The 23,024-nt window shown below is 67.2% G+C and carries 23 protein-coding genes; 8 read left to right on the top strand and 15 right to left on the bottom strand.

The window, feature by feature from the left end; translation table 11 throughout:
• The first annotated feature begins 19 nt into the window (after positions 1-19).
• The 3 genes from IEV87_RS07595 (at position 20) to IEV87_RS07585 (ending at position 3,102) form a co-directional block, all read left to right on the top strand.
• Positions 20-982, top strand: coding sequence for a Bug family tripartite tricarboxylate transporter substrate binding protein (locus IEV87_RS07595; protein ID WP_188477046.1), 963 nt, complete (start codon positions 20-22; stop codon positions 980-982).
• Positions 983-1,216: 234 nt separating this feature from the next.
• Positions 1,217-2,197, top strand: a complete 981-nt coding sequence (locus IEV87_RS07590) for an ABC transporter substrate-binding protein (protein WP_188477045.1) — start codon at positions 1,217-1,219, stop codon at positions 2,195-2,197.
• Positions 2,194-3,102, top strand: coding sequence for a BMP family protein (locus tag IEV87_RS07585; protein WP_188477044.1), 909 nt, complete (start codon positions 2,194-2,196; stop codon positions 3,100-3,102). The genes IEV87_RS07590 and IEV87_RS07585 overlap by 4 nt, the downstream gene beginning before the upstream one ends.
• Positions 3,103-3,108: 6 nt before the next feature.
• On the opposite strand, the gene IEV87_RS07580 is transcribed toward IEV87_RS07585, so the two are convergent.
• The 6 genes from IEV87_RS07580 to IEV87_RS07555 are packed head-to-tail and all read right to left on the bottom strand — an operon-like array spanning position 3,109 to position 8,963.
• Positions 3,109-3,921 carry a carbohydrate ABC transporter permease gene (locus IEV87_RS07580; protein WP_188477043.1) on the bottom strand — a complete coding sequence of 271 codons (813 nt, stop codon included), beginning with the start codon at positions 3,919-3,921 and terminating at the stop codon, positions 3,109-3,111.
• Entirely contained in the window at positions 3,911-4,840 is a 930-nt protein-coding gene (locus tag IEV87_RS07575; protein ID WP_188477042.1) for a carbohydrate ABC transporter permease, read from the bottom strand. Before IEV87_RS07575 ends, IEV87_RS07580 begins: the two co-directional genes overlap by 11 nt.
• A gap of 60 nt (positions 4,841-4,900) precedes the next feature.
• Positions 4,901-6,196, bottom strand: coding sequence for an ABC transporter substrate-binding protein (locus tag IEV87_RS07570; protein ID WP_188477041.1), 1,296 nt, complete (start codon positions 6,194-6,196; stop codon positions 4,901-4,903).
• A gap of 41 nt (positions 6,197-6,237) precedes the next feature.
• Positions 6,238-7,119 (bottom strand): metallophosphoesterase, encoded by an 882-nt coding sequence (locus IEV87_RS07565; protein WP_188477040.1) that lies wholly within the window; start codon positions 7,117-7,119, stop codon positions 6,238-6,240.
• Positions 7,089-8,219, bottom strand: coding sequence for an ABC transporter ATP-binding protein (locus IEV87_RS07560; protein WP_188477039.1), 1,131 nt, complete (start codon positions 8,217-8,219; stop codon positions 7,089-7,091). The genes IEV87_RS07565 and IEV87_RS07560 overlap by 31 nt, the downstream gene beginning before the upstream one ends.
• 51 nt (positions 8,220-8,270) lie before the next feature.
• A complete protein-coding gene (locus IEV87_RS07555; RefSeq protein WP_229737470.1) occupies positions 8,271-8,963 on the bottom strand; it encodes a TetR family transcriptional regulator in 693 nt (230 codons plus the stop codon).
• Positions 8,964-9,135: 172 nt separating this feature from the next.
• On the opposite strand from IEV87_RS07555, the gene IEV87_RS07550 reads away from it, so the two are divergent.
• A complete protein-coding gene (locus IEV87_RS07550; RefSeq protein ID WP_188477037.1) occupies positions 9,136-10,485 on the top strand; it encodes an RsmB/NOP family class I SAM-dependent RNA methyltransferase in 1,350 nt (449 codons plus the stop codon).
• Here IEV87_RS07550 and IEV87_RS07545 read toward each other — a convergent pair.
• Positions 10,463-11,386: a PLP-dependent cysteine synthase family protein gene (locus tag IEV87_RS07545; RefSeq protein WP_188477036.1), complete on the bottom strand. Its 924-nt coding sequence runs from the start codon at positions 11,384-11,386 to the stop codon at positions 10,463-10,465. The two genes, IEV87_RS07550 and IEV87_RS07545, sit on opposite strands and share 23 nt — an antisense overlap.
• Positions 11,387-11,506: 120 nt before the next feature.
• Here IEV87_RS07545 and IEV87_RS07540 point away from each other — a divergent pair, with 120 nt between their 5' ends.
• The gene (locus tag IEV87_RS07540) at positions 11,507-11,869 is read left to right on the top strand and encodes a winged helix-turn-helix transcriptional regulator (protein WP_188477035.1); all 363 of its coding nucleotides are present in this window, start codon (positions 11,507-11,509) and stop codon (positions 11,867-11,869) included.
• A gap of 16 nt (positions 11,870-11,885) precedes the next feature.
• Here the strand turns inward: IEV87_RS07540 and IEV87_RS07535 are convergent, their stop codons facing one another.
• Complete coding sequence (locus IEV87_RS07535) at positions 11,886-13,304, bottom strand: aminotransferase class V-fold PLP-dependent enzyme (RefSeq protein ID WP_188477034.1); 1,419 nt, start codon at positions 13,302-13,304, stop codon at positions 11,886-11,888.
• A 116-nt stretch (positions 13,305-13,420) separates the two neighbouring features.
• On the opposite strand from IEV87_RS07535, the gene IEV87_RS07530 reads away from it, so the two are divergent.
• Positions 13,421-13,891, top strand: a complete 471-nt coding sequence (locus IEV87_RS07530; RefSeq protein ID WP_188477033.1) for an Lrp/AsnC family transcriptional regulator — start codon at positions 13,421-13,423, stop codon at positions 13,889-13,891.
• Positions 13,892-13,915: 24 nt separating this feature from the next.
• On the opposite strand, the gene glnT is transcribed toward IEV87_RS07530, so the two are convergent.
• The 5 genes from glnT to IEV87_RS07505 all read right to left on the bottom strand — a co-directional run bounded on the left by glnT (position 13,916) and on the right by IEV87_RS07505 (position 19,018).
• A complete protein-coding gene (gene glnT / locus IEV87_RS07525; RefSeq protein ID WP_188477032.1) occupies positions 13,916-15,232 on the bottom strand; it encodes a type III glutamate--ammonia ligase in 1,317 nt (438 codons plus the stop codon).
• A 98-nt stretch (positions 15,233-15,330) separates the two neighbouring features.
• Positions 15,331-16,656: an FMN-binding glutamate synthase family protein gene (locus tag IEV87_RS07520; protein WP_188477031.1), complete on the bottom strand. Its 1,326-nt coding sequence runs from the start codon at positions 16,654-16,656 to the stop codon at positions 15,331-15,333.
• Positions 16,656-17,339 (bottom strand): GXGXG domain-containing protein, encoded by a 684-nt coding sequence (locus tag IEV87_RS07515; protein WP_188477030.1) that lies wholly within the window; start codon positions 17,337-17,339, stop codon positions 16,656-16,658. The genes IEV87_RS07520 and IEV87_RS07515 overlap by 1 nt, the downstream gene beginning before the upstream one ends.
• A 1-nt stretch (position 17,340) precedes the next feature.
• Positions 17,341-18,228, bottom strand: a complete 888-nt coding sequence (locus IEV87_RS07510) for a class II glutamine amidotransferase (protein WP_188477029.1) — start codon at positions 18,226-18,228, stop codon at positions 17,341-17,343.
• Positions 18,229-18,382: 154 nt separating this feature from the next.
• Entirely contained in the window at positions 18,383-19,018 is a 636-nt protein-coding gene (locus IEV87_RS07505; protein WP_188477028.1) for a helix-turn-helix domain-containing protein, read from the bottom strand.
• Between the two features lie 189 nt (positions 19,019-19,207).
• On the opposite strand from IEV87_RS07505, the gene IEV87_RS07500 reads away from it, so the two are divergent.
• On the top strand, positions 19,208-20,167 hold the full coding sequence (locus tag IEV87_RS07500; RefSeq protein ID WP_188477027.1) for a Bug family tripartite tricarboxylate transporter substrate binding protein: 960 nt from the start codon (positions 19,208-19,210) through the stop codon (positions 20,165-20,167).
• A 113-nt stretch (positions 20,168-20,280) separates the two neighbouring features.
• On the opposite strand, the gene IEV87_RS07495 is transcribed toward IEV87_RS07500, so the two are convergent.
• Positions 20,281-20,631, bottom strand: a complete 351-nt coding sequence (locus IEV87_RS07495; RefSeq protein ID WP_188477026.1) for a winged helix-turn-helix transcriptional regulator — start codon at positions 20,629-20,631, stop codon at positions 20,281-20,283.
• 107 nt (positions 20,632-20,738) lie between these two features.
• Between IEV87_RS07495 and IEV87_RS07490 the strand changes: the two genes are divergently transcribed.
• Positions 20,739-21,443 (top strand): glutathione S-transferase family protein, encoded by a 705-nt coding sequence (locus IEV87_RS07490; protein ID WP_188477025.1) that lies wholly within the window; start codon positions 20,739-20,741, stop codon positions 21,441-21,443.
• A 92-nt stretch (positions 21,444-21,535) separates the two neighbouring features.
• On the opposite strand, the gene IEV87_RS07485 is transcribed toward IEV87_RS07490, so the two are convergent.
• Complete coding sequence (locus IEV87_RS07485; RefSeq protein ID WP_188477024.1) at positions 21,536-23,023, bottom strand: tripartite tricarboxylate transporter permease; 1,488 nt, start codon at positions 23,021-23,023, stop codon at positions 21,536-21,538.
• Position 23,024: the final 1 nt, after the last annotated feature.

The following is a 23,024-nucleotide window of genomic DNA, read 5'->3' as shown; positions in this document are numbered from 1 at the left end:
CAAGAAGGAGCCCTTACCCGTGAAACACCTCGTTCCCCTGTCCGCCGCCGCCATTCTTCTGGCCACTACCGCCGCCATCGCCGAACCGGGCAAATGGACCGATGAGCCCGTGCGCATCGTCGTCACCTTCCCGCCGGGCGGGACATCCGACCTGATCGCGCGCATCCTGGCGCAGTATTTCGAAAGCGAGTACGGCCAGAAAGCCGTCGTCGACAACCGCCCCGGCGCGGGTGGCACCGTGGCTGCCGATTACGTCGCGCAGCAGGCTCCGGACGGCACGACGCTGATCCTTGGCAACAATGCGCCTTTCACCATCGCACCGACCCAGTTCGAAACGCTGCCCTACAAGCCGCTCGACGGATTCACGCACATCGCCTACCTCGGCGCTTCGACGCCCGCCTTGTTCGTGCAGCCGGACTCGGGCATCACCACGCTTGACGAGTATATCGAGAAGGTGAAGGGCGACGGGATCACCTACGGGTCCTCCGGCGTCGGGTCGATCACGCATATCCTCGGCAAGGCCGTGGACATCGAACTGGGGATCGAGCAGATCCACGTGCCCTACCAGGGATCGGCCCCCGCCATCCAGGATTTCCGCGCCGGCGTGCTCGAAGCCTACTACGACATGCTCGCCCAGAATCGCGACCTGATCACCGGGGGCGAGACGCTGCCGATCGCGCTCGCCGCGCCCGAACGCTCGCCCCTGTTCCCCGAAATCCCGACGTTCCGGGAACTGGGCCACGATATCGTGGTGGAGAACTGGACCGGCCTTTCCGGCCCGGCAGGCATGGATCCGGCCATGGTCCAGACGATCCACGACACGGTCGAGGCGATCATGGACATGCAGCCGGTCATCGACCAGCTGGCTCAGTGGGGCATCAGCCATACGGAGATGACGTCCGAGGAATTCACCACCTTCGTCGGCGGCACGATCGACACCTGGGCGCCGCTGATCAAGGCGGCCAACGTCAACGGCGGGTGATCGGGCGGGGCGGACGGCCGGGGGCGAACCCCGGCCGATCCGGCTCCTGACGGACCTGCCATCGCCGATACGCGCCGAGGGCCGAGCCGACCCGCAGGGTGGCGCAATCGCGCGGCTCCAGTGGGCCGGGCCGGCGCAGCCCGGCGGGCGGGGCAAATGGTCGATGCGCCAACATTTTCGGGAAAAACAGGACAGGTGAAGAAATCCTGTCGAGCAGAACAAGGCAACCGGACCATGACCGACCTCCTCCCCCTCCGCTTCATCCTGAACACCTTCTATTCCGGCCCGCAGGCGTGGTTCTTCCTCGCCGCCGACAACGGCCATTTCGCGGCCGAGGGGCTGGAGGTCACCTTCACCGAGGGCACCTCTCTCGCCCGTGCCGTCGACACGATGACAACCGGGGACTATGACGCGGGCTACGGCGACCTCAACGAACTGGTGCGCATGGTTGCCGAGGGGCGCGCCGATACGCCCGTCGCGGTCATGGCCATCCACAACCGCCCGCCCTACACCATCGCCGTCGACGCCGCCGGGCCGATCCGCAGCCCCGCCGATCTGCAGGGGAAGCATCTGATCTCTCACCCGCAGGATGCCGCGATGCTGCTGTTTCCGGAGTTCTGCCGCGCCACCGGTCTCGACCCTGAGAGCGTGAAGATCACCATATCGGACGCGCCGCACACAGAGATGGTCCCGCAGATGCTGGCGGGCGAATGGGATGGCATTTTCGGCTTCGTCAACACCGTCGCGGCGCAGGCGCTGGAGGCCGGGGTCGATGCGCCGAAGGCCCTTCGCCATATCACCTGGATCGACCACGCGCCCGCGTTTGGCGGTGGCGCTCTGATGGTCACGCGCGCGTTCCGCGACCGGCATCCGGAGGCTGTGGCCGGGCTCTGCCGGGCCGTCACCGCCGGGCTGAAGGACTGCGTGGCCGACATCGACGCCGCCATAGAGGCCGTCGCCCGCCGCAATCCCGCGCTGGACCGCGCCGCCAATCGCGCGCGCCTGGCCGGTACGCTCGCGCTTGAAATGGGGGACGCCGCCGCGCAGGGGGGGCTAGGCGACATCGACGACGCCCGGCTGGCCGAAATCGCCCGCCTGATCGTGGCCGCCAAGGGATACGCCCGCACGCCCGCGCCGGAAGAGATCTTCGACCGTCGCTTCCTGCCCCCCGTCGCCGACCGCGCCCGCATGCCAGCCAACGGAGCACCCACATGAAAATCGCCGTCTTCTTCGTGGGTGCCCTGCACGACACCGGTTTCAACGCCTGCGCACTTGAGGGGGCGGAGGCGGCCCGTGACCTGCCCGGAGCGGAGATCGAGATCGTGCATGGCACGCCCTTCGACCCCGCCGCCATGACCTCCGCCCTGACCGCCGCCGCCGACCGCAGCGATGCCGTCGTCTTCATCGGCGGGCAGGGCAACCGGGTCACGCCCGAGGTCGCCGCCCGCTTTCCCGACCGCGCCTTCGCCATCGTGCAGGGAGAGGTCACGGCCCCGAACATCGCGAGCTATGACGTGTTGCAGGAACACTCCGCCTTCCTCGCCGGGTGCCTGGCCGCGAAGGTGACGCGCACGGGCACGGTCGGGCACCTCTCCGGGCACCGGGTCACGCCGGGGCTGAAGGGCCGCGCCGCCTTTGCCGCCGGGGTGGCCCATACCGATCCCGCCGTGCGCCTTGTCACCGGCTTCTGCGGCACACAGGACGACGGCGCGGTGACGGAGGCCTGGGCGAGAGCCATCGCCGGGCAGGGGGCGGACGTGCTGTTCACCATGCTCAACGCTGCCCGCGATGGTGCCACCCATGCGTGCAGGGCCACCGGCATCCGGCAGATCGGCAATGTCGGCGACTGGACCCTTGCGGACCCGGAGGTCTACATCGCCTCTGCCGTGGCCCGGATCGACCTAGGCGTGCGGCGCGCGGTCACCGATCTTCTGGCCGGGCAGACACCGGCGGCGGTGGAGCACCTCGGTGTGGCGGAAGGAGCGGTCCAACTGGCGCTGGCCCCCGATGTCGATGCCGCCCTGGCGGGTGAGCTTGCCACCATTGCCGACCGGATCGCGTCAGGCGCGCTGCCCGTGCCGACCACCTACGACGGGCCTGAGTTGGAGCTTGCGTCCTGAACCGGCCTACCGGATCCCCGACCGCATGAAGCTGTCGATGATCTGCCGGTGCAGCACAAGATAAAGCAGCAGGATCGGCAGGGAGGCCAGCGTCGCCGCCGCCATCATCGCGCCCCACTGGTTGCCCTCCTGCGTCATGAACATCTGCAGTCCGATCTGGACAACGGTATCCTCGATCCGGCGGGTCAGCAGCAGCGGCCAGAAGTATTCGTTCCAGGCCGAGATGAAGGCCAGAACGCCAAGCGAGGCGAGCGGCGCGCGCAGGTTCGGCACCACGACCTCGCACAGGACGCGGAGATGCCCCGCGCCGTCCATCCGCGCCGCGTCGATCAGATCCTTGGGGAAGCTGCGCATCGCGTTGGTCAGCACCAGCACAGCGAAGGCCGCCGCCGCGTTCGGGATCACCAGCCCGGCGATGGTGTTCAGCATCCCCAACTTGGTCGCGAGCACGTAGTTCGGGATCATCGTCAGCTGGAACGGCACCAGCCAGCTGAGCGCGATCAGCCCCTGCGCGATCCCCGATCCCCGGAACCGCCACCGTGTCAGCGCATAGGCCGCGCAAAGCCCGGTCAGCACCTGCGCCAGCGCCGTGGCGGCGGCCATCGCGAAGGTGTTCCAGAGGATGCGGATCATCGGGATCGCGTCCAGCACATAGGCGTAGTTTTCCAGGCTGGGAGAGGCGGGCCAGAGCCGGGTCGAGAAGATCTCGTTCTCGGGCTTGAGCGATGTCACGACCATCCACCACACCGGGAAGACCGCGAGCAGCGAGAGCACGATCATCGGCGCGTGCACGACGAGGCGGCGGGTATCAGCCTTCATGGACGGCAAACCTTTTCATGAGCCGGAGGCAGAGCATCGCGATCACCCCGAAGCCGGCGAAGGTCAGCATCCCGGCGGTGGCGCTCCACCCGGCGGAGTAGGACTGGAAGCCGTAATCCCACATCAGGTAGAAGACGTTGGTGGTCGACTGCAGCGGCCCGCCCCCGGTCAGGGCGTTGATGTAGACAAAGCTCCACTGCGCACCGAACAGGATGGTCATCATCGTCAGCAGCAGGATGGTGGGCGACAGCAGCGGCAGGCGGATGTCGCGGATCACCTGCCAGCGGGATGCGCCGTCCATCCGCGCAGCCTCCACATAGCCCGGATCGATGGTGCCGTTTGCCGCCGACAGCAGCAGCGTGGCAAAGCCGATCAGCTTCCACCCGGTGATCCAGACCAGCGTCCAGAGCGCGATGGAGGGATCCTTCAGGAACCCGACCGGGGTAAGGCCAAGCACCTCGATCCCCGCGTTCACCAGCCCGTGGTCCTCGTTTAGCAACCAGCGCCAGAGTACGGCGGCGACGATCGGAGCGATGATCATGGGGATGAAGATCAGGCTGCGGTACAGGCTGCGGAAGGGTCCCGAAAGGTCCTGCGTCAGGATCGCAATGGCCGTCGGCAGCACCACCGACAGCGGCAGCAGGCCGAGGATGTAAAGCACCGTGTTCCGAACCGCGCGCCCCATCTCGGGCAGGGTGAGGAGGTTGGCGTAGTTCTCCACCCCCACGTAGCGCGGCGTGGCGGTCGGCAGCATGTTCCACTGGAAGAACGACAGATAGGCGGCCTCGATCAGCGGCCAGTAAATCCAGACGACCAGGGTGGCGAGCGTCGGGGCAAGGTAGACCCAGGGTTGCCAGAGGACCCGGCGGGACGGCGCGCGGGCGGGCAGGGCGAAGGTGGCGTCGAGTGTCTGGACCATGGGGTTTTCCGGTAAAGGGTGGCGCGGACCGGGGATGGTCCGCGCCCTTGGGCCGTGGGATCAGCCGTCGGCCGGCATCAGCGCCTGACCGCGTTCCTGCGCGGCCTTCAGCACTTCGACCGGGTCGCCGGTGCCGAGCACCGCCTCGGCGGCGGCGTCCTTCATCATGCTTTCCACCTGCCGGTAGTTCGGCCCCGGAAAGGCAACGTTCGGCGTCAGGCGGGTCAGCTGTTCCAGGTTCGGGCGGATCATCGGGTTCGCCTCGACCCAGTCCTTCAGGTATTTCGGATCATCGACGATATCGAGCCGCAGCGGCAGGTAGCCGATCTTAGACGTGATCTGCGTATAGGCATGCTTCGAGGTCAGGAACTTTGTCAGTTCCCACGCCGCGCGCTGTTTCACCGGGTCCTGGCTCAGCACGAAGAGGGCGGAGCCGGAGTTGGTCGGCGCGGTCGGCTTGTCCCCGAAGGAGGGCATGGCCACCACACGCAGTTCGAAGTTTCCGTCGGCGGCCTTCACCATCCGCGACTGGATGGCGGAGGTGAAGAGGAACATCGCCAGATCGCCCGAGGCGAAGGTGTCCATATGCGCCGCCACGTCGATGTCGGCATAGGCGCCGGAGTCCCTGAGGTCGCGCAGCATGGTCACCGCCTCGGCGGCGGCGGGATCGGCATAGGTCAGTTTGTTGCCTTCGCGCACCTGTCCGCCGTTCGACATGACTAGCGACTGGTAGACGAATGTGCCGTCGATCGGGCCGAAGGCGCCGGGGAAGAAGCCGTGCTTGCCGGTCGCCTCGTGGATGGCGATGCCTGCGGCCTTCACCTCTGCCCAGGTCCGCGGCGGCTGGTCGGGGTCGAGCCCGGCGGCGCGGAACAGGTCGGCGTTGATGAACATCACCGGGGTGGAGAAGGTATAGGCCAGCCCGTAGGTCTTGTCGTCCACCCGGCCAAGCGCCAGCCCGTTCGGCACCATGCCTTCGGAATGCGCCTTCAACTCGTCACCTGCAAGGTCTTCGAGCGGCTGAGCGCCCAGGTCCTTCGCAGCGTAGATCAGGTCGCGGAACACCAGCTGCGCCACGTCGGGCTGCTGGCCGGCGACGATGTCGGCCTGCACCCGGCTGAGGATCTCGTTGGAGGGCGCGGCGACGGCTTCGACCTTGACCATCGGGTTCTCGGCCATGAAGTCGGCGATCAGCCCCTCGGTCGTGTCCTTGCCCAGCCCGGCGGAGGCGAGGTTGTAGGAATAGAAGGTGATGGTGACCGGTTCGGTGATCTTCGCGGCCATCTCTGCCATGGCGGCGGGCGCGGTCAGCATCGTCGCGGCCAGGGCGGTGGTCATGAACTGTCTGCGGAACATGGGTGTCCTCGTCTGGTTTGGGTGGAGGGGAAGGGGCGGCGCTAGTGCGCCTCGGTCGTTTCGGGGGCGCGGAAGGCGGCCATGGCGTCGGCGTCCTTCGCCATCGCGCGTTCGCGCAGCATCGCCAGCGGATAGACGTTCAGCACGGCCCGGTCGGAGGGCAGCGGCACCAGCGCCATGGTCAGACCCGAAGGGCGCAGTGTGCCGATCCCGAAGGACCCGCCGCGTACCATGCGCAGCTCCTCGGTCGCCAGGATGTCGGTGGCGGCGTGCTGTCCTTGCCCGACAATCACCGGAATGCCATGCCAGCAGGAGAACCGGTCGTGGTGGATATGTCCGCAGAGCATCCCGACCACGTCATGCCCGCGCAGCATCGCGGCCAGCCGCTGGCTGTCGGCAAAGCGGATCTCCCGCCAGGGCGCATCGCCCTCTGCCTCGCCAAGCGCGGGCGCGTGATGCACGACGATCAGCTTGCGCAGGTCGGGATGGGCGGAGAGCCGCGCCTGAAGCCAGTCGAACTGCTCGGGTTCGATCGCGCCGCCGATCGCGCCCGGCGTGGTGCTGTCCAGCGTGATGATGTGCAGCCCGGCAATGACCGTATCGTGGTCATAGGGGGCGGAGAGGTTGGTGGTGCGCCCCAGCATCCCCTCGTAGAACCCTTCGCGCGTGTCGTGGTTGCCAAGTGCGTAGATCACCGGCACGCCGTAGGGGTCGAGCATCGCCCTGAGCCGCCGGTAGCTCTCCGCATCCCCGGCGTTGGACAGGTCGCCGCTGGCCACGACGAAATCCGGGCGGGGGGTGACGCGCGCCATCTCGGCGAGGATCTGCTGCATCGTTGCCTCCGTGTCGGAATGCAGGTGCGGATCCGCCGCATCGCCGAAATGCAGGTCGGTCAGGTGAAGGAAAGTGATGTCGCGGTCCATGTCTCGTCGGTCCTTTCGGGTTTCTGGGTGGGGCGGAGCGCGGCGCGCTGGCCGCTTTCCCCGGCAAAGCAGTGCGCGGCGGCGGCGGGAAAACTGACTGAGAAGTCGTTCTGCGGCAGGGCCGCGCCGGCGGGCGCGGACAGCGTCAGGTCCAGCCCCGCGCCGCGCGCATGCAGGTGAACCTCTGTCCCGACATCTTCGCTCACGTCGGGGGTGAAGGCGGGGCGCCCGGGTGCTGGCGCGCCGGGCAGGACATCGGCGGGGCGCACGCCCAGATCGACCTCCGTACCCGGCGGCAGCGCCCAGACCGCATCGGGGCAGGGGTACCACCCGCCCGACACCATCGCGCGCCCGGCCTCGTCGATCAGGGCGGGGAAGATGTTCATCGCGGGCGCGCCGATGAACCCGGCGACAAAGCGGGTCGCGGGGCGGCGGTAGATCTCCTGCGGGGTGCCGGCCTGTTCGATGCGGCCTCCGTTCATCACCACCATCCGGTCCGCCATCGTCATCGCTTCGAGCTGATCATGCGTGACGAAGACGGAGGTCGTGCCGAGATCCCGGTGAAGCCGCTTGATGTCCAGCCGGAGCTGCGCGCGCAGCTTCGCGTCGAGGTTCGACAGCGGTTCGTCGAACAGGAACACGCGCGGCGACCGGATCATCGCCCGCCCCATGGCCACCCGCTGCCGCTGCCCGCCCGACAGTTCGTGCGGCCTGCGGTCGAGCAGCGCGCCAAGTTCCAGCATCCCGGCGATCCGCGCCACCCGTTCGGCGCGTTCGCGGCGCGGCACACCCGCCACCTTCAGCCCGTAGGCCATGTTTCCCGCCACGGTCATGTGCGGGTAGAGCGCGTAGTTCTGGAACACCATGGCACAGCCGCGCCTGCCCGGCTCCTCATGCGTCACGTCGCGCCCGCCGATCCGGATCCGTCCCTGCGTGACGTCCTCGAGCCCGGCGATCAGCCGCAGCAGGGTGGACTTGCCGCAGCCGGACGGGCCGAGGATGACAAGGAACTCGCCCTCCGCGATGGTCAGGTCCAGCCCCTTGACCACTTCGGTTTCGCCGAACCGTTTCCGGATGGCCGACAGGTCTATTCCGTTCATCTCTGCGCGCGTGCCCCGTGTCCGTTTCCGCCGGACACTGGTCTGAGTCGGTCACGGACGGATGACAGCCCTCGAACGCCGTTCGACGGTGCGCGTGACGGCGGGTGCAACGGGCCGGGCGAACAGGGCGGAGGCCATGCGAACCGCCTCCCGCACAACCGCCTCCGGGTCCTGCTGGTTCAGCGGCGCGCCGGTCAGCAGTTCGATGCGCGACCGTCCCTGCGTGATCTGGCTGCGGATGCCGAGCGCGGCATTGATCCGCCATGCGATCTCCCTTTCGCTGAACCAGGGTGCGGCGCGGTGCAGGTGATCGGCAAAGATGCGGTGATGTTCGACGCTGGACACGAAGCCCGCAAAGCGTTCCGGGCGGGCGGTCATGATGCGCATCCGGTTGAAGTAGTCGAAGACCGGATAGCCGCTGCTGCGGTCGAGGCTCCACCGGATCGAGGGGGCGATGAGCGCGGAGACGAGATCCTCGATCCGCGCGGGCCCCGGCTGCGCCCGGTCGAGTGCGCGCTGAAGCTCCGTCAGGCGCGCCGCGTTCAGACGCCGGTACAGCCGCGTGGCGACGGCGATCCCCAGCTCCTCCAGCGATCCGAAATGGTAGGAGATGGCCGAGACCGGCGCGCCCGCGCGTGCCGCGATCCGCCGCACCGTCACCTCGGAAAACCCTGAGGCGTGGCAGATCACATGCTCTGCCGCGTCGATCAGCCGTGCGGGGGTGTCTGACTGGAATCCGTCCACGCCCGGTACAATGTCACGATCCCATGACAGGCTGATGACACTGTTGCCCGCGCTTCCGTTCCGGGAAAGCCGGTTCCCAAAGGCGCGCGGCGGGGGTAAAGACACCCCGTTGCGGCCGGAGAGCCTGCCGTCCGCGCCCCCGACGCCCCGACCCGGAGCCGACCCGCTGCCCATGACCCCCGCCGCCCGCCTGCAAGCCGTCCTTGACCTGACCGAAGAGATCGACCGCACCGCGCGCCCCGCCGATGCCGTCATTGCCGCCTTCTTCCGCGCCCGCCGCCGGATGCAGGACGACGATCGTGGAACGGTGCTGGACCTGACCGGTGCGCTGCTGCGCCACCGCGCGCGGCTTGGCTGGTGGCTGGATCGCCTGGGCCAGAGTGACACGCCCCGCAACCGCCTGCTCGCCTGGCTGGTTCTGGCCGAACGCCGCCGGCCGGAGCAGGTGAGCCGGTTGTTCGGCGGACCGAAAGGCGCGCCCGCGACGCTGGACGAGGGTGACGCCGCGCTGCTGGCGAAACTCAGGGGGCACACGGTGGAGCATCCCGACATGCCCGAGGCGGTTCGGCTGGAATGCCCCGACTGGGCGCTGGCCCCGTTGCGGCGGCGGTTCGGAGAGGCCTTCGCCACCGAGATGCAGGCGCTGCTGACCCCGCCGCCGCTGGACCTGCGCGTCAACACGATCAAGGCGGCCCGCGACGCGGTGTTGCGGGACATGAAGCGCCGCGACCTCCCGGCAGAGGCGTCGGAGATCGCGCCCGAGGGGATCCGGATCGCGCAAAGCCTGTCGCTCTCCCGCCTGCCGGGGCTGAAGACCGGAGAGGTGGAGATCCAGGACGAAGGTTCCCAGCTTGTCGCGCGGCTGGTCGGTGCCCGTCCCGGCGACCGTGTGGCCGATTTCTGCGCCGGGGCTGGGGGCAAGACCCTTGCCATCGCCGCCCAGATGCAGAACCGCGGGCGTATCGTCGCCTGCGATGTCAGCGAAGGGCGGCTGAAACGCGCCGCCGAACGGTTCCGCCGGGCCGGGGTTCACAACGCCGAAACCCGGCTGTTGTCGAGCGAGACGGACAAATGGGTCAAACGCCACAAGGCGGGCTTCGACCGCGTGCTGGTCGACGCGCCCTGCAGCGGCACCGGCACCTGGCGGCGCAACCCCGACGCCCGCTGGCGCCCTGAGGAAGAACAGGGCCTGGAGGCCCTTGTCGCGTTGCAGGCCCGTATCCTCGCCAGCGCGGCGCGTCTGGTGAAACCGGGCGGGCGGCTGGTCTACGCGACCTGTTCCCTGCTGGAGGAGGAGAACGGTGCGCAGGTCGCGGCCTTCCTCGCCGCCCATCCCGCCTTTCACCCTGTCCCCCTGCGGGACGCCGCGCCCGACCTTCCGCCTGAAGTTGCCGCGGATCCTTCCGGCTACCTGTCTCTCACCCCGGCGCGACACGGCACCGACGGCTTCTTTGCCGCCGTTCTGGACCGCGCCGACTCTGACCCGGCCCCGACTGCGGTCACAGGTACACCGGGTTCCTGAGGTACCGCAGCCCGGAGTCGATGATCACCGTAACGATGGTCCCGCCCGGACCGACCGCCCGCGCCCGCTCAAGCGCCGCGAATACCTTTGCGCCGGAGGTGATACCGCCGAAGATCCCCTCCTTCCGGGCCAGCAGGCGGGTCGTCCTCACCGCATCCTCGTCCCTCACCGCGACCACGTCGTCGACAAGGTCACGGCGGAAGGCATTCGGCACGAAGGACAGGCCGATCCCCTCGAGCACATGCGTGCCGGAGGTATCCCCGCCCGAGACATTGCGCACGTTCCACGGCTCCACCCCGATCACGCGGGTTGAGGCGTCGCGATCCTTCAGCACCTCCGCATTGCCCGAGATACAGCCGCCACCGCCGACGGCGCAGACGAATTCGCTCACTCCGCCCCCGGTCTGCCGCGCGATCTGGTCGAGGATCTCCTCCCCCATGGGATGATAGCCGCGCCGGTTGTCGGGGTTGTTCACCTGATCGGGCCAGAAGGTGCCGGGCTGACCGGCCAGTTCTTTCGCGCGGGCGATCATGCGGTCGATCACGCCGGCGGTCAGCACGCCCCCGGTCGCCGGCACGATCTCGACCTCCGCTCCGAAAGCGCGCATGGTCTGCAGCTTTTCCTCCGCAAACCCGTCGGAGCTGACGAAATGCGCCCAATACCCCCGCGTCGCACAGACCATCGCCAGTGAGGACCCGGTCGAGCCGCCGGTGTATTCGACAACCCGCCCGCCGGGCCCCAGCTCCCCGCGCGCCTCCGCGCCGCGGATCATCGACAGGGCCATGCGGTCCTTCATGCTTCCGGTCGGGTTCGCGCCTTCCCATTTCACATAGACATCGGCCATGTCCGGTGTGGTCAGGGCCGTCAGCCTGAGCAGGGGGGTGTTGCCGATGGCAAGCATGTCGGGTCTCCGGTGGCTTTAATTTTGCAAGTTACTTGGTAGACAGGTGACTTTCGATTCGCAAGTTGCTCCGTCAGGGGTTATGGTAGAGCCACGAAACCCGACCGGGAGGCCATTTCCATGCCAAGGGATCACCGTTCCCGCTGTTCGATCGCCCGCACGCTGGACCTGTTCGGCGACCGCTGGACGCTGCTGATCGTTCGGGACCTGATGTGGCACGGCAAACACCACTTCAGCGCATTGCAGGCGAGCGAGGAGCATGTTCCCACCAATATCCTCAGCGACCGGCTCAGGTTGTTGATCGACCTCGGTCTTGTGCGGAAAGAGCCTTATCAGGAACGCCCCGTGCGCTACCGCTACGACCTGACGACGCAGGGCCGCAGCCTTGAACCCGTCCTTCTGGGCCTGATGTCCTGGGGTCACGCCAATCTGGGCGGCGGGCGCTTCGATCCCGCCACGGGGCACAGCACGCCGCCGGCCTGATCCCGGGCCCCTTCGCTCAGGCGACCTGCCGGGAGGATCCAGTTCCCGCCGCGCAGGCGGGCAGGGCGCGCAGGGCGGCGAGGATGCGGTCCACCTCCGCATCGGTCATCAGCGCGCTGAGGTTGAGACGCACGAAACCGGGGCGGGCGGTGTCGTCTCCGGCGGCGATCCGCTCCGCGATGGCATGGGACTCCGGGGCGTCGATGTCGAGCAGGCGATGCGCGAAGGGACCGGCGCAGGCCCAGCCACTGCGGGCCTGGATACCGAACTGGTCCGACAGCACCCGCACCGCATGGCCGGAGGAGACCGGTGCGCCGTCCGGAGCGTGCACCAGAAACGACAGGATCGGCAGACGCGGCCCCGACCGGCGGCCTAGCGGCGTCAGGCCCGGTATGTCATCCAGCGCCTCCTCCGCCTGTCTGACCAGCGCGGGAAGGCGATGAGACGGCAGATCGGCCCCGATGGCCGATTTCACCGCAAAGGCATAGGCCGCGCGGAGGTCGCCGATGACGTTTGGCGTTCCGGCTTCCTCACGTTCACACAGATCAGTGCTGTAGACATGCGCCCAGGGCGACACAAAGGACACGCTGCCGCCACCGGGAAAGGTCGGCCTTGTAACCGCCACGGAGGACCGGCGGAGGCACAGAACACCCGACGCGCCCGGCCCGCCCACAAACTTGTGGGGCGACAGGACGATCGCGTCGACCGGATGTCCGCCCGGGGTCATGTCGACCGGGACGTAGGGCGCGCAGGCGGCGTAATCCCAGACCGTCCGCGCGTCGTGCCGGCGGGCAATTGCGGTGAGGGCCGGGACATCCGCCAGTTCGCCGGTCACGTTGGACCCGGCGGACAGGGCGACCACCGCCAGCGCACCAGCAGGGGTGCCGGAGAGCAGGCGGTCGAGTGTCTCGGCGCAAGGACCGCCGGTGCGGGCCTCGGGAAGGGCAATCACCTCCGCCCCGCTTTCGCGCCACGGCAGGATGTTGGAGTGATGCTCCCACGGACCAAGGATCACCCGCACCGGCCGACCCGCTGCGACCGCTTCGGGCAGGCCGAACAGGTGCACCAGCCGGTTGATCCCGGCGGTTGCTCCGGACCCGGTGAAGATCACCGCGCAGTCCGTTCCGGCGCCGATCTGTTCCGCCACGTAGGCCCGCGCGGCGGCACGCCCCGCGTTCATCATCCGCCCGCAGAGCGACTGGCGCGAATGGGAATTGGCGTACCAGGGCAGCACGTCGGTCATCACCGCCTCCTCCACCTGCCGCAGCGCCCGCCCGGTGGCCGTATAATCCGCGTAGAGCATAGGCATCGCGCCGTCGCGCGTCGCCACGCGGAGGTCGCGCCCGATTTCCCCCGCATGGATCGCCCCGGGCCCGGAACGGGCAAGGGCCCTGGCGAAATCGGCGAAGTAGTTGGGGTCGGTTAGTGTGGTCATGCGGGGTCCTGTCCAATGCGGTGACCCAGATTACCATCGTGACTGCGCGGATTTGACTTTCATATTACTCGTTCAGGCATCATTCATGGGTCATGTGATCGCCATAAGGTGCCTGGATGGACAGAATTGATATTGCACTGATCGAAGCGCTGGCTCACGATGGTTCCCTCTCTCAGCGCGACCTGGCCGAGAGGGTGGGCCTGTCGCAGAACGCCTGTTGGCGCCGGTTGAACGCATTGCAGGCGCAGGGTGTCCTGACGGGTACGCGGGCCATGGTGAATCTGCCTGCGCTTGGTCTCGACCTGACGGTCTACATGATGGTGCGCACCCGGCATCACTCGGGGGACTGGTCCAGAGCCTTCCGAGCCCATGTCGAAGCGCTGCCCGAGGTGACGGAGTTCTGCCGGATCGGCGGCGAATGGGACTACCTTATCCGCGCCGAATGCCGCGGGGTGCAGGGGTACGACCGACTCTACCAGGCGCTGATCCGCGGCTATGACCTCGAACGGGTCACCGGCCATTTCGTGATGGAGGCGATCCTGCACGATCGCCCCCCGCACCTGCGAGACGCGTTGCGAGGCGACTGACGGCACACAGGCGGCCGGCGACGGTCAGATGTCCAGCGTCGTGTCCTTCTCCCACTGGGAGAAATGTGCGGTGTAGGACAGCCACTCCCGATGCTTCAGCTTCGCATAGGAGGCCGCGAAGCCTGTGCCGAGCATCTCTCCGAAGGCCGTGTCCGCCTCGAACGCGCGGATCGCGTCGAGCAGGTTCAGCGGCAGGCGCTTGGCGTCCGTCACCGTATGCCCCTCCGCGTACATGTCGATATCCAGCCGCGGGCCGGGGTCGGCCTTCGACTTCAGCCCCGACAGTCCGGCGGCAATGATCGCCGCCTGCAGCAGATAGGGGTTGGCCGCTCCGTCCGGCAGGCGCAGTTCGAACCTCCCCGGACCGGGGACGCGGACCATGTGGGTGCGGTTGTTGCCGGTCCAGGTCAGCGTGTTCGGCGCCCAGGTCGCGCCCGAAACGGTGCGCGGCGCGTTGATCCGCTTGTAGCTGTTCACAGTGGGGTTGGTAATGGCGGGCAGCGCCTCCCCGTGCGCCATGATCCCGCCGAGGAAATGCGCCCCCTGTTTCGACAGCCCGACCTCTCCGGTCGGCCCCTTGCCCTTGCCCGCGAAGGCATTGGTCTTGCCGTCCATGTCCCAGACAGAGATATGGGTGTGACAGCCGTTTCCGGTCAGCCCCTCTACCGGCTTGGGCATGAAGGTCGCGCGCAGTCCGTGCTTTTCCGCGACGGATTTCACCATGAACTTGAAGAAGCTGTGGCGGTCGGCGGTCACGAGCGCATCGTCATATTCCCAGTTCATCTCGAACTGGCCGTTCGCGTCTTCGTGGTCGTTCTGGTAGGGGCCCCAGCCAAGGCCCAGCATGTAGTCGCAGACCTCCGCGATCACGTCATAGCGCCGCATCACCGCCTGCTGGTCGTAGCAGGGCTTTTCCGCTGTGTCGAAACCGTCCGAGATCGCATCGCCCTCGGGGGTGAGCAGGAAGAATTCGGCCTCTACCCCGGTCTTCACCCGCAGACCCTGATCGGCGGCGGCGGCGACCATGCGGCGGAGCACGTTGCGCGGCGCCTGCGCGACCTCGCCTCCGTCCATGACGCAGTTCGCCGGGACCCAGGCGACCTCGGGTTTCCAGGGCAACTGGATCGCGGCGGCGGGGTCGGGCACGGCGAGCATGTCGGGATGCGCGGGCGTCAGGTCGAGCCAGGTGGCGAAACCGGCGAAGGCGGCACCTTCGGTCTCCATCTCCGCGATCGCCTGGGCGGGGACGAGTTTCGCCCGCTGCCCGCCGAAGAGGTCGGTGTAGGAGATCATGAAGTATTTCACGCCGCGTTCGGCGGCGAATGTGGCGAGCTTGCTCATCGGTCCGGTCCCTTTCGTGTCTGTCAGAACCGGGGGCCTTGCCCCCGGACCCCCAGGATATTTTCGAAACCAAAGAAGAGGGCGGCTCTCCGGTCGTTTCAGAACTGTCCTTTTCCCGGCCACCAGTCTGTCCCGGCAAGGGGCACCCTGGCCATGGCCGCGGCCTCCATCGTCAGCGCGCAGAGGTCTTCTGGTTCCAGATTGTGCACATGGCTCTTGCCGCAGGCCCGCGCGATGGTCTGGCATTCCAGCGTCATGACGTTGAGGTAGTTGCGCAGGCGGCGTCCGGCGGCCTCCGGATCGAGGCGCTTCATCAGGTCCGGATCCTGGGTGGTGATGCCGGCCGGATCGCGCCCCTCGTGCCAGTCGTCATAGGCCCCGGCGGTGGTGCCGAGGGCGTTGTATTCGGCTTCCCACTTCGGGTCGTTGTCGCCAAGCGCGATCAGCGCGGCGGTCCCGATGGAGACAGCGTCCGCCCCGAGCGCCAGCGCCTTGGCCACGTCCGCGCCGGTGCGGATGCCGCCGGAGACGACAAGCTGCACCTCCCGATGCAGGCCGAGGTCCTGAAGCGCCTGCACGGCGGGACGGATACAGGCGAGCGTGGGCTGGCCGACATGTTCGATGAAGACGTCCTGCGTCGCCGCCGTCCCGCCCTGCATCCCGTCGAGCACCACGACATCCGCCCCGGATTTCACCGCCAGCGCCGTATCGTAATAGGGCCGGGCGCCGCCGATCTTGACATAGATCGGTTTCTCCCAGCCCGTGATCTCGCGCAGTTCGAGGATCTTGATCTCAAGATCGTCCGGCCCGGTCCAGTCCGGGTGGCGGCAGGCCGACCGCTGGTCGATCCCGACCGGCAGATCGCGCATGCCCGCCACCCGTTCGGTGATCTTCTGGCCCAGAAGCATGCCGCCGCCGCCGGGCTTGGCACCCTGACCGACCACCACCTCGATCGCGTCGGCGCGGCGCAGGTCGGTGAGGTTCATCCCGTAGCGCGAGGGCAGGTACTGGTAGACCAGCTTCTCGGAATGGCCGCGCTCTTCTTCCGTCATGCCGCCGTCGCCGGTGGTGGTGGAGGTCCCGGCCATGGATGCGCCGCGCCCCAGGGCCTCTTTCGCCGGGCCGGAGAGAGAGCCGAAGGACATGCCCGCGATGGTGATCGGGATCTTCAGCTCTATCGGTTTCTTGGCGAAGCGGGTGCCGAGGGTCACGGCGGTGTCGCATTTCTCCCGGTAGCCTTCGAGCGGATAGCGCGAGATCGACGCGCCGAGGAACAGCAGGTCGTCGAAATGCGGCACCCGCCGTTTCGCCCCGCCGCCCCGGATGTCGTAGATGCCGGTCGCGGCGGCGCGCCGGATTTCGGCATTCACCTCGCGGGAAAAGGTCCAGGACTGGCGCGGTTCGGTGGTCGGGGTCTTGGTCATCAGTACTGGTCCGCGTGGTCGATGTTGAAGTGATAGAGCCTGCGGGCCGATCCGTAACGCCGGAACTCCGAGGGTTTCGCATCGGCCCCGGCGCGTTCCAGCAGGTCGGCGAGCCGGTCGAGATGCTCTGCCCGCATCTCCTTTTCCACGCAGTCCGCGCCAAGCGATTTCACCGATCCGCGCACGAAGAGCCGCGCCTCGTAAAGGCTGTCGCCGAGCGCGTCGCCCGCATCGCCGAGCACGACGAGAGTGCCCTTCTGCGCCATGAAGGCGGACATATGCCCGACGGAGCCCTGCACCACGATGTCGATCCCCTTCATCGAGATCCCGCAGCGCGAAGAGGCGTTGCCCCGGATCACCAGCAGCCCGCCATGGCCGGTGGCCCCCGCGTACTGGCTGGCGTCGCCGTCGACGATGACGGTTCCGGACATCATGTTTTCCGCCACGCCGGGACCGACGGACCCCTGTACGTGGATGGTCGCCCCGGCATTCATCCCGGCGCAGTAATACCCGGTCGATCCCCGCACCGTGACCGAGATCGGCGTGTCCAGTCCGACCGCCACCGCATGCGCGCCGCGCGGGTTGTCGATCACCCATTCGGTCTGGTTGGACGCGGAGGTCTGCGCCTGTAACGTCGCGTTGACCTCCCGCAGGTCCGTGGTGGCCATGTCGAGGCTCTGCATCTCAGCGCTCCCAGAAATAGACGGTGGCGGGTTCCGGTTCCCAGACCCGCGCGGTGTCGATTCCGGGCAGGTCCGCGAAGGCGCGGTATTCCGACCCGAAGGCGACGTAATCGTCCGTTTCGGCCATCACCGCGGGCTTGCAGGCGATCGGATCGCGCACAACGCCAAATCCGTCGCGGGTGCCGGTGACGAAGGTGAAGAACCCGTCGAGATCCGACAGCGTGCCCTCCAGCGCCTCCCCCAGGCTCGCCCCCTCCGAGATGCGGGAGGAGATATAGGCCGCGCCGACCTCCGTATCGTTGTCGGTCCGGGTGCGGACGCCCTTCTTCGCCAGCCGGCGGCGGACGTTGTTGTGGTTCGACAGCGATCCGTTGTGCACGAGGCACTGGTCCGGCGCGGTGGAGAAGGGATGCGCGCCAAGCGTCGTCACTGCGGATTCCGTCGCCATCCGGGTGTGGCCGATCGCGTGGGAGCCGCCCATCCCCCGGATACCGAACCGTTCGGCGACGTCGCGCGGCAGGCCGACATCCTTGAAGATCTCGATGCTGGTCCCGGCGCTCATGATCCGCAGGCCGCGGGTCTCAAGATGGGCCACGGCCGCCGCTCCGGATGCGGCGGGCACCCGGATGACGGCGTGGTTGCCGACAACCCGCATCGTCACGCCGGTGCCAAGCGCATCGGAAAGCGTGCCATCCAGACCGTCGAAGTCAGCTTCCGGCGTATCCGATTGCACGGTGATCTTCATGTCCTCCCCCGGCTGTGAATAGATCGCGATGCCGGCGCTGTCGGGGCCGCGGTCGGTCAGCTTGACCAGCATGTCCGTCAGCATGTCGCCAAGCTGCGGCCGCAGTTCGTCACGCTTCAGGAACAGTCCAACGATGCCGCACATGTGTCCTCCGGGGAATCAGGGTCGGGTTTGGCTTACCTCAAATTGTGAGGAAAAAAATATTCCTGAAAAGAAAATTACGCATGGCGCGCGAAAGCGGGCTGCCGCCTGTGTCCATTGCCTGCTTCCTGTGCATCCGCGGCCTGTGCGGGGCTGTTCAGCGGTTTTGCGGATAGGTGATGACCGACAGGTAGCGGATCGGCAGGCGCACCAGATCCTCGGGGCCGTGCGGGGCGTCCGCGTCGAAGATCAGCGTATCGCCTGCCTCCATCCGGTAGAGCGTGTCGCCGTGGCGGTAGCCCATCTCGCCCTCCAGCATGTAGAGCATCTCGATCCCCTCGTGCTGGAACACCGGGAAGGTGTCGGAGGCGCTGTCGAGCGTGATCATGTAGGGTTCGACAACCACACCGGAATTATTCGATCCGATATGGCCGAGCAGGTGATACTGGTGACCCGCACGGGTTCCGGCGCGGTCGATTTCCACCCCTTCGCCGGACTTGACCAGCATGCAGCCGCGTTCCTCTTCATAGCCGCTGAACAGCTGAACCAGCGGCACCTTCAGCGCATGCGCCAGCGCGGAGATCGTGCCGAGCGAGGGTGAGATCACGCCGTTTTCGATCTTTGAGAGCATCCCGACCGACAGCCCGGTCTGCGCCGCGAGTTCGGCTCCGGTCAGGCGCTGGCGCTTGCGCAGCTCGCGCACCTGCCGGCCAATCGCGACCTCGAGATTGCGTTCGCGGGTCTCGCGCACCGCATGCGGGTTCTGCCTGAGGGTCTTGTCCTTGCCGGTCATGCTCCCGTTCTGATCCGCACCGGGGCGGAAGGTCAACGGTTCTGTTGCATCGGCATCCACAGGGGCGCGCAGGCGCCCCGGAACCGACCTTTTCGCCCGCAGTCTCGCCCAGAGAGACTCCGCGCCGGGGCGTGCGTTGACGGGGCAGGGGACGGCGAACATCGTGAGGGTTCAGAGGAGGAATTTACCATGAAAAGACTTGCACTTCTGTTTGCGTCGGCCATCGCGCTCAGCGCGACCGCGGCCCGGGCCGACTATCCTGAAAAGCCGATCACCATGATCGTCGGTTATGCCGCGGGGGGCACCAGCGACACCGCCGCGCGGGTGACGGCGGATGCGCTGTCGAAACAGCTTGGTCAGCCCGTCGTGGTCGAGAACAAGCCCGGCGCGGCCACCACCATCGCGAGCAATTATGTCAGGGAACAGCCCGCCGACGGCTACACCCTTTACGCTGCGGCCGTTTCGCTGGCGCTGAACGGCTACCTCCAGCCCTCCGTCGCCTACGAGATGTCGGATTTCGACTACCTCTCCGGCATGGCGGACGTGCCCTTCGTGCTGCATGTGAACAACGACCTCGGCGTGTCGAACATGGCCGGGCTGATCCAGGCGATCAAGGACCGGCCCGGCGAACTGGCCATCGGGACCTCGGGCGCGGGGGCGATCAATCACCTGATCGCGGAATACTGGAAGGACGCGCTCGGGCTGGACGCGATCATCATCCACTACCAGGGCGACGCGCCCGCGCGGCAGGACCTGATGGCCGGCAACATCCAGATGTCTTTCACCGCCGTGACCGCCGCCGCCCCGCTGATCGAGGCGGGCAAGACCACCGGCATCGCCGTCACCTCCGCCGACCGGCTCGAGGAGCTTCCCGACCTGCCGACGGTGGCCGAGGCCGCCGGTCTCGACGGCTTCTCCGCGACCTACTGGATGGCGCTCGCCGCCCCCGCCGGTCTACCCGAGGACGTGAAAGCCAGGCTGGGCGAGGCGGTCGACGCCATGGCCGCCGACGACGCCCTGACGGCGGAGATGAAGAAGCTCGGCATGGTCAAGACCATGGTGCCCGCCGCAGACATCAAGGCGCGGTTCGAGAAGGAACAGGGCGTCTACGGCAAGCTGATCGAAGAGGTCGGCATCACCACGCAGTAAGACGGCAAGGGGCGCGTTGCTCCCGGCCGGATGCAGGGGCGATCGCGGCGGAGGCCGTCGCGGTCGTCGCCGGGGCCTTGGCCAGATTCGCCCATGAGCCCGACAGCACAGGGCTATTCCGCCGCGGCCTCCGGCGTGTTCCCCGCCTCCTGAAAATTCTCGCTCGCTTCCCACCACTCCCCGAGCGCGTCGATGAGCGGCATCAGACGTTCCCCCGAAACGGTGAGGTCGTATTCCACGCGCAGCGGATACCCCCCGAACTCCGTGCGGCGGACAATGCCCGCGTCCTCCAGTTTGCGCAGTTCTAGCGTCAGCATCTTGTGCGAGATCGTCGGATTGTCCCGGCGCAGGTCGCTGAACCGTTTTGTGCCGTCCTGCAGGTAATAGATCAGCAAGGTGGGCCAGCGTCCGCTGAGAACCTGCATGACTTCTTCGATGGGACAGCGCGAAACCAGGGTCTTCATGGGCGTCTCGTGGTTACAAAAAGGTGCGTAATTTACATGGATCGGGGGATCCATAGGGTCCGGTCCAGCTGCGCAGCGTGATCAGTTCAAATCACGGAGAACGGAAAATGGAACCTATCCTCATATACGGATTTCCCTCGGGAAGTTCGATGGGCCTCGTGGCCGCCCTGGAATGGCTGGGCAAACCCTACAGGTTGAGCCGCGTCGATATGTTGGGCGAAATGCAGCAACCGGCCTACAAGCGCCTCAACCCTCGGGTCGAAACACCCGTCTTCATCACGGATGAGGGCAGAGTGCTGACCGAAAGCATGGCCATCGCACTGTGGCTGGCAGCGCGTGACCGGGAGCGACGTATCAGCTTCGATCCGCTGTCATCGCAGGCCGACCGGATGCATCAGCTGATGGCGTTCATCAACACGGGCCTGACCGGTGCGTTCGGACCGCTTTGGACCGCCTTCGAAATGGAAGAAGACGATCCAGCAAAAAATGCCACTCTGCGACAGCTCGGCTCCGACGCCGTCATCGAACGTCATGACCGGCTCGAAGAAATGATCGGCGACGCGCGCTTCCTGATCGGCGACCGGCCGACGCTCGCGGACGGGTTCCTGATCGGCATCGCGCGATGGCTGGACTTTCATGAGGTCGCCGACGCCGGTCGCTGGCCGAAGCTGGCGGACGTCCGAAAACGCCTCGAACAAGACCCCGCCGTCCGGTTTGCGATGGCACTGGAAAACGGCGAAGAGGCACCGGGAGCAGGGGCGTTCAAGGGGCACGTGCCAATTTCCGAAGTCATAGAGCGCTACGGCGCCTGACCTCTGTCAGGCGTGGACTCGCGGGTCTGCGCCTGACGCTCTGCCTTTCCGCAGTTGGCATGGGCAAATGCTGTCCGTCTCCGCCCGGCCCCTCACCCCCGCCGCCCCAGCACCGGCTTCAGCACCGCCAGTAGCACCAGTACCACGATCAGCGCGGTCAGCGACACCGACAGCCCGTCATTCACGAACGTCCCGAAATCCCCGCGCGACAGTTGCAGAGCGCGGCGCAGGTTCTCCTCGATCATCGGGCCAAGGATGAAGCCGAGCAGCAGGGGCGCGGGCTGGAAGCCGAACAGCGACAGCATCCAGCCAAGCGCGCCGAGTGCTCCGAGGGCCCAGACGTCGAAGGCGTTGCCGTTTACCGAAAACGCCCCGAAGCAGATGAAGACGATGATCGCCGGGAACATGAAATGATACGGGATCGACAGCAGCTTCAGCCAGATGCCGATCAGCGGGATGTTGAGGATCACGAGGAAGATGTTGCCGAGGATGAAGCTGACGACCAGCCCCCAGAACATGCCCGGCTGCTGTTCGATCAGCAGCGGCCCCGGCGTGATCCCGTGGATGATGAGCGCGCCAAGCATCAGCGCCATCACCGCATCGCCGGGAATGCCGAGCGTCAGGGAGGGGATGAAGGCGGTCTGAACGGCGGAGTTGTTGGCCGATTCAGACGCGCAGATGCCTTCGACCGCGCCGTGGCCGAATTTCTCCGGATGCCGCGACAGACGTTTTTCGACAGCGTAGGAGATGAAGCAGGCGATGGTCCCTCCGACGCCGGGCAGGGCGCCGAACAGCCCGCCGATCCCCGCGCCCCGCGCCATCGGCATCGCCCCTTCGCGCAGGTCCTGCCGCGTCGGGATCATGCTGCGCAGGGTGATGCCGCCCGCACTGGCGCGCCGGCGGGGCAGGGAGGAGGTGACGATGACCTCGGAAATCCCGAACAGCCCCATGGCGAGCGCGACCAGGCTCAGACCGTCCAGCAGCTCCGGCACCCCGAAGGTGAAGCGCGCCATGCCGGTGGCGATGTCCGTCCCGACCGTGCCCATTGCCAGCCCGATGAACACCATCGCCAGACCCTTGAGCGGGGACCCCGTCGGGATCGCCGCCGCCGCGACAAGGCCAAGCGTCATCAGCAGGAAATAGTCCGCCGGCCGCAGCGACAGTCCGATGTCGGAGATCGCGTCGGCAAAGAACACCAGCGCCGCCAGTCCGAGCATGGAGCCCACGAAACTCGCCATCGTGGTGAGGAACAGCGCCACCCCGCCGCGTCCCTGCCTGGTCATCGGATAGCCGTCGAGACAGGCGACGGCGGCGGAAGGTACGCCGGGCAGGTTCAGCAGGATCGCTGCGGTCGATCCTCCGTAAACGGTTCCGTAGTAGATGCCCGCCAGCAGGACGATCGCCGTCGTCGGGTCGAGGTAGAAGGACAGCGGCAGGATCATGGAGATCGCCGCCAGCGCACCCACGCCCGGAATGACGCCGACGAAGGTGCCGATCAGCACGCCGAGGAAGCAGTAGGCCACGTTGACCCGGCTGAGCGCCACGTCGATGCCGAGAGAGAGGCCGTCGATCAAACCCATC

Source organism: Primorskyibacter flagellatus, from assembly GCF_014638275.1.
Lineage (GTDB): Bacteria > Pseudomonadota > Alphaproteobacteria > Rhodobacterales > Rhodobacteraceae > Pseudooceanicola > Pseudooceanicola flagellatus_A.
This window is presented reverse-complemented; position numbering and strand designations above follow the sequence as displayed.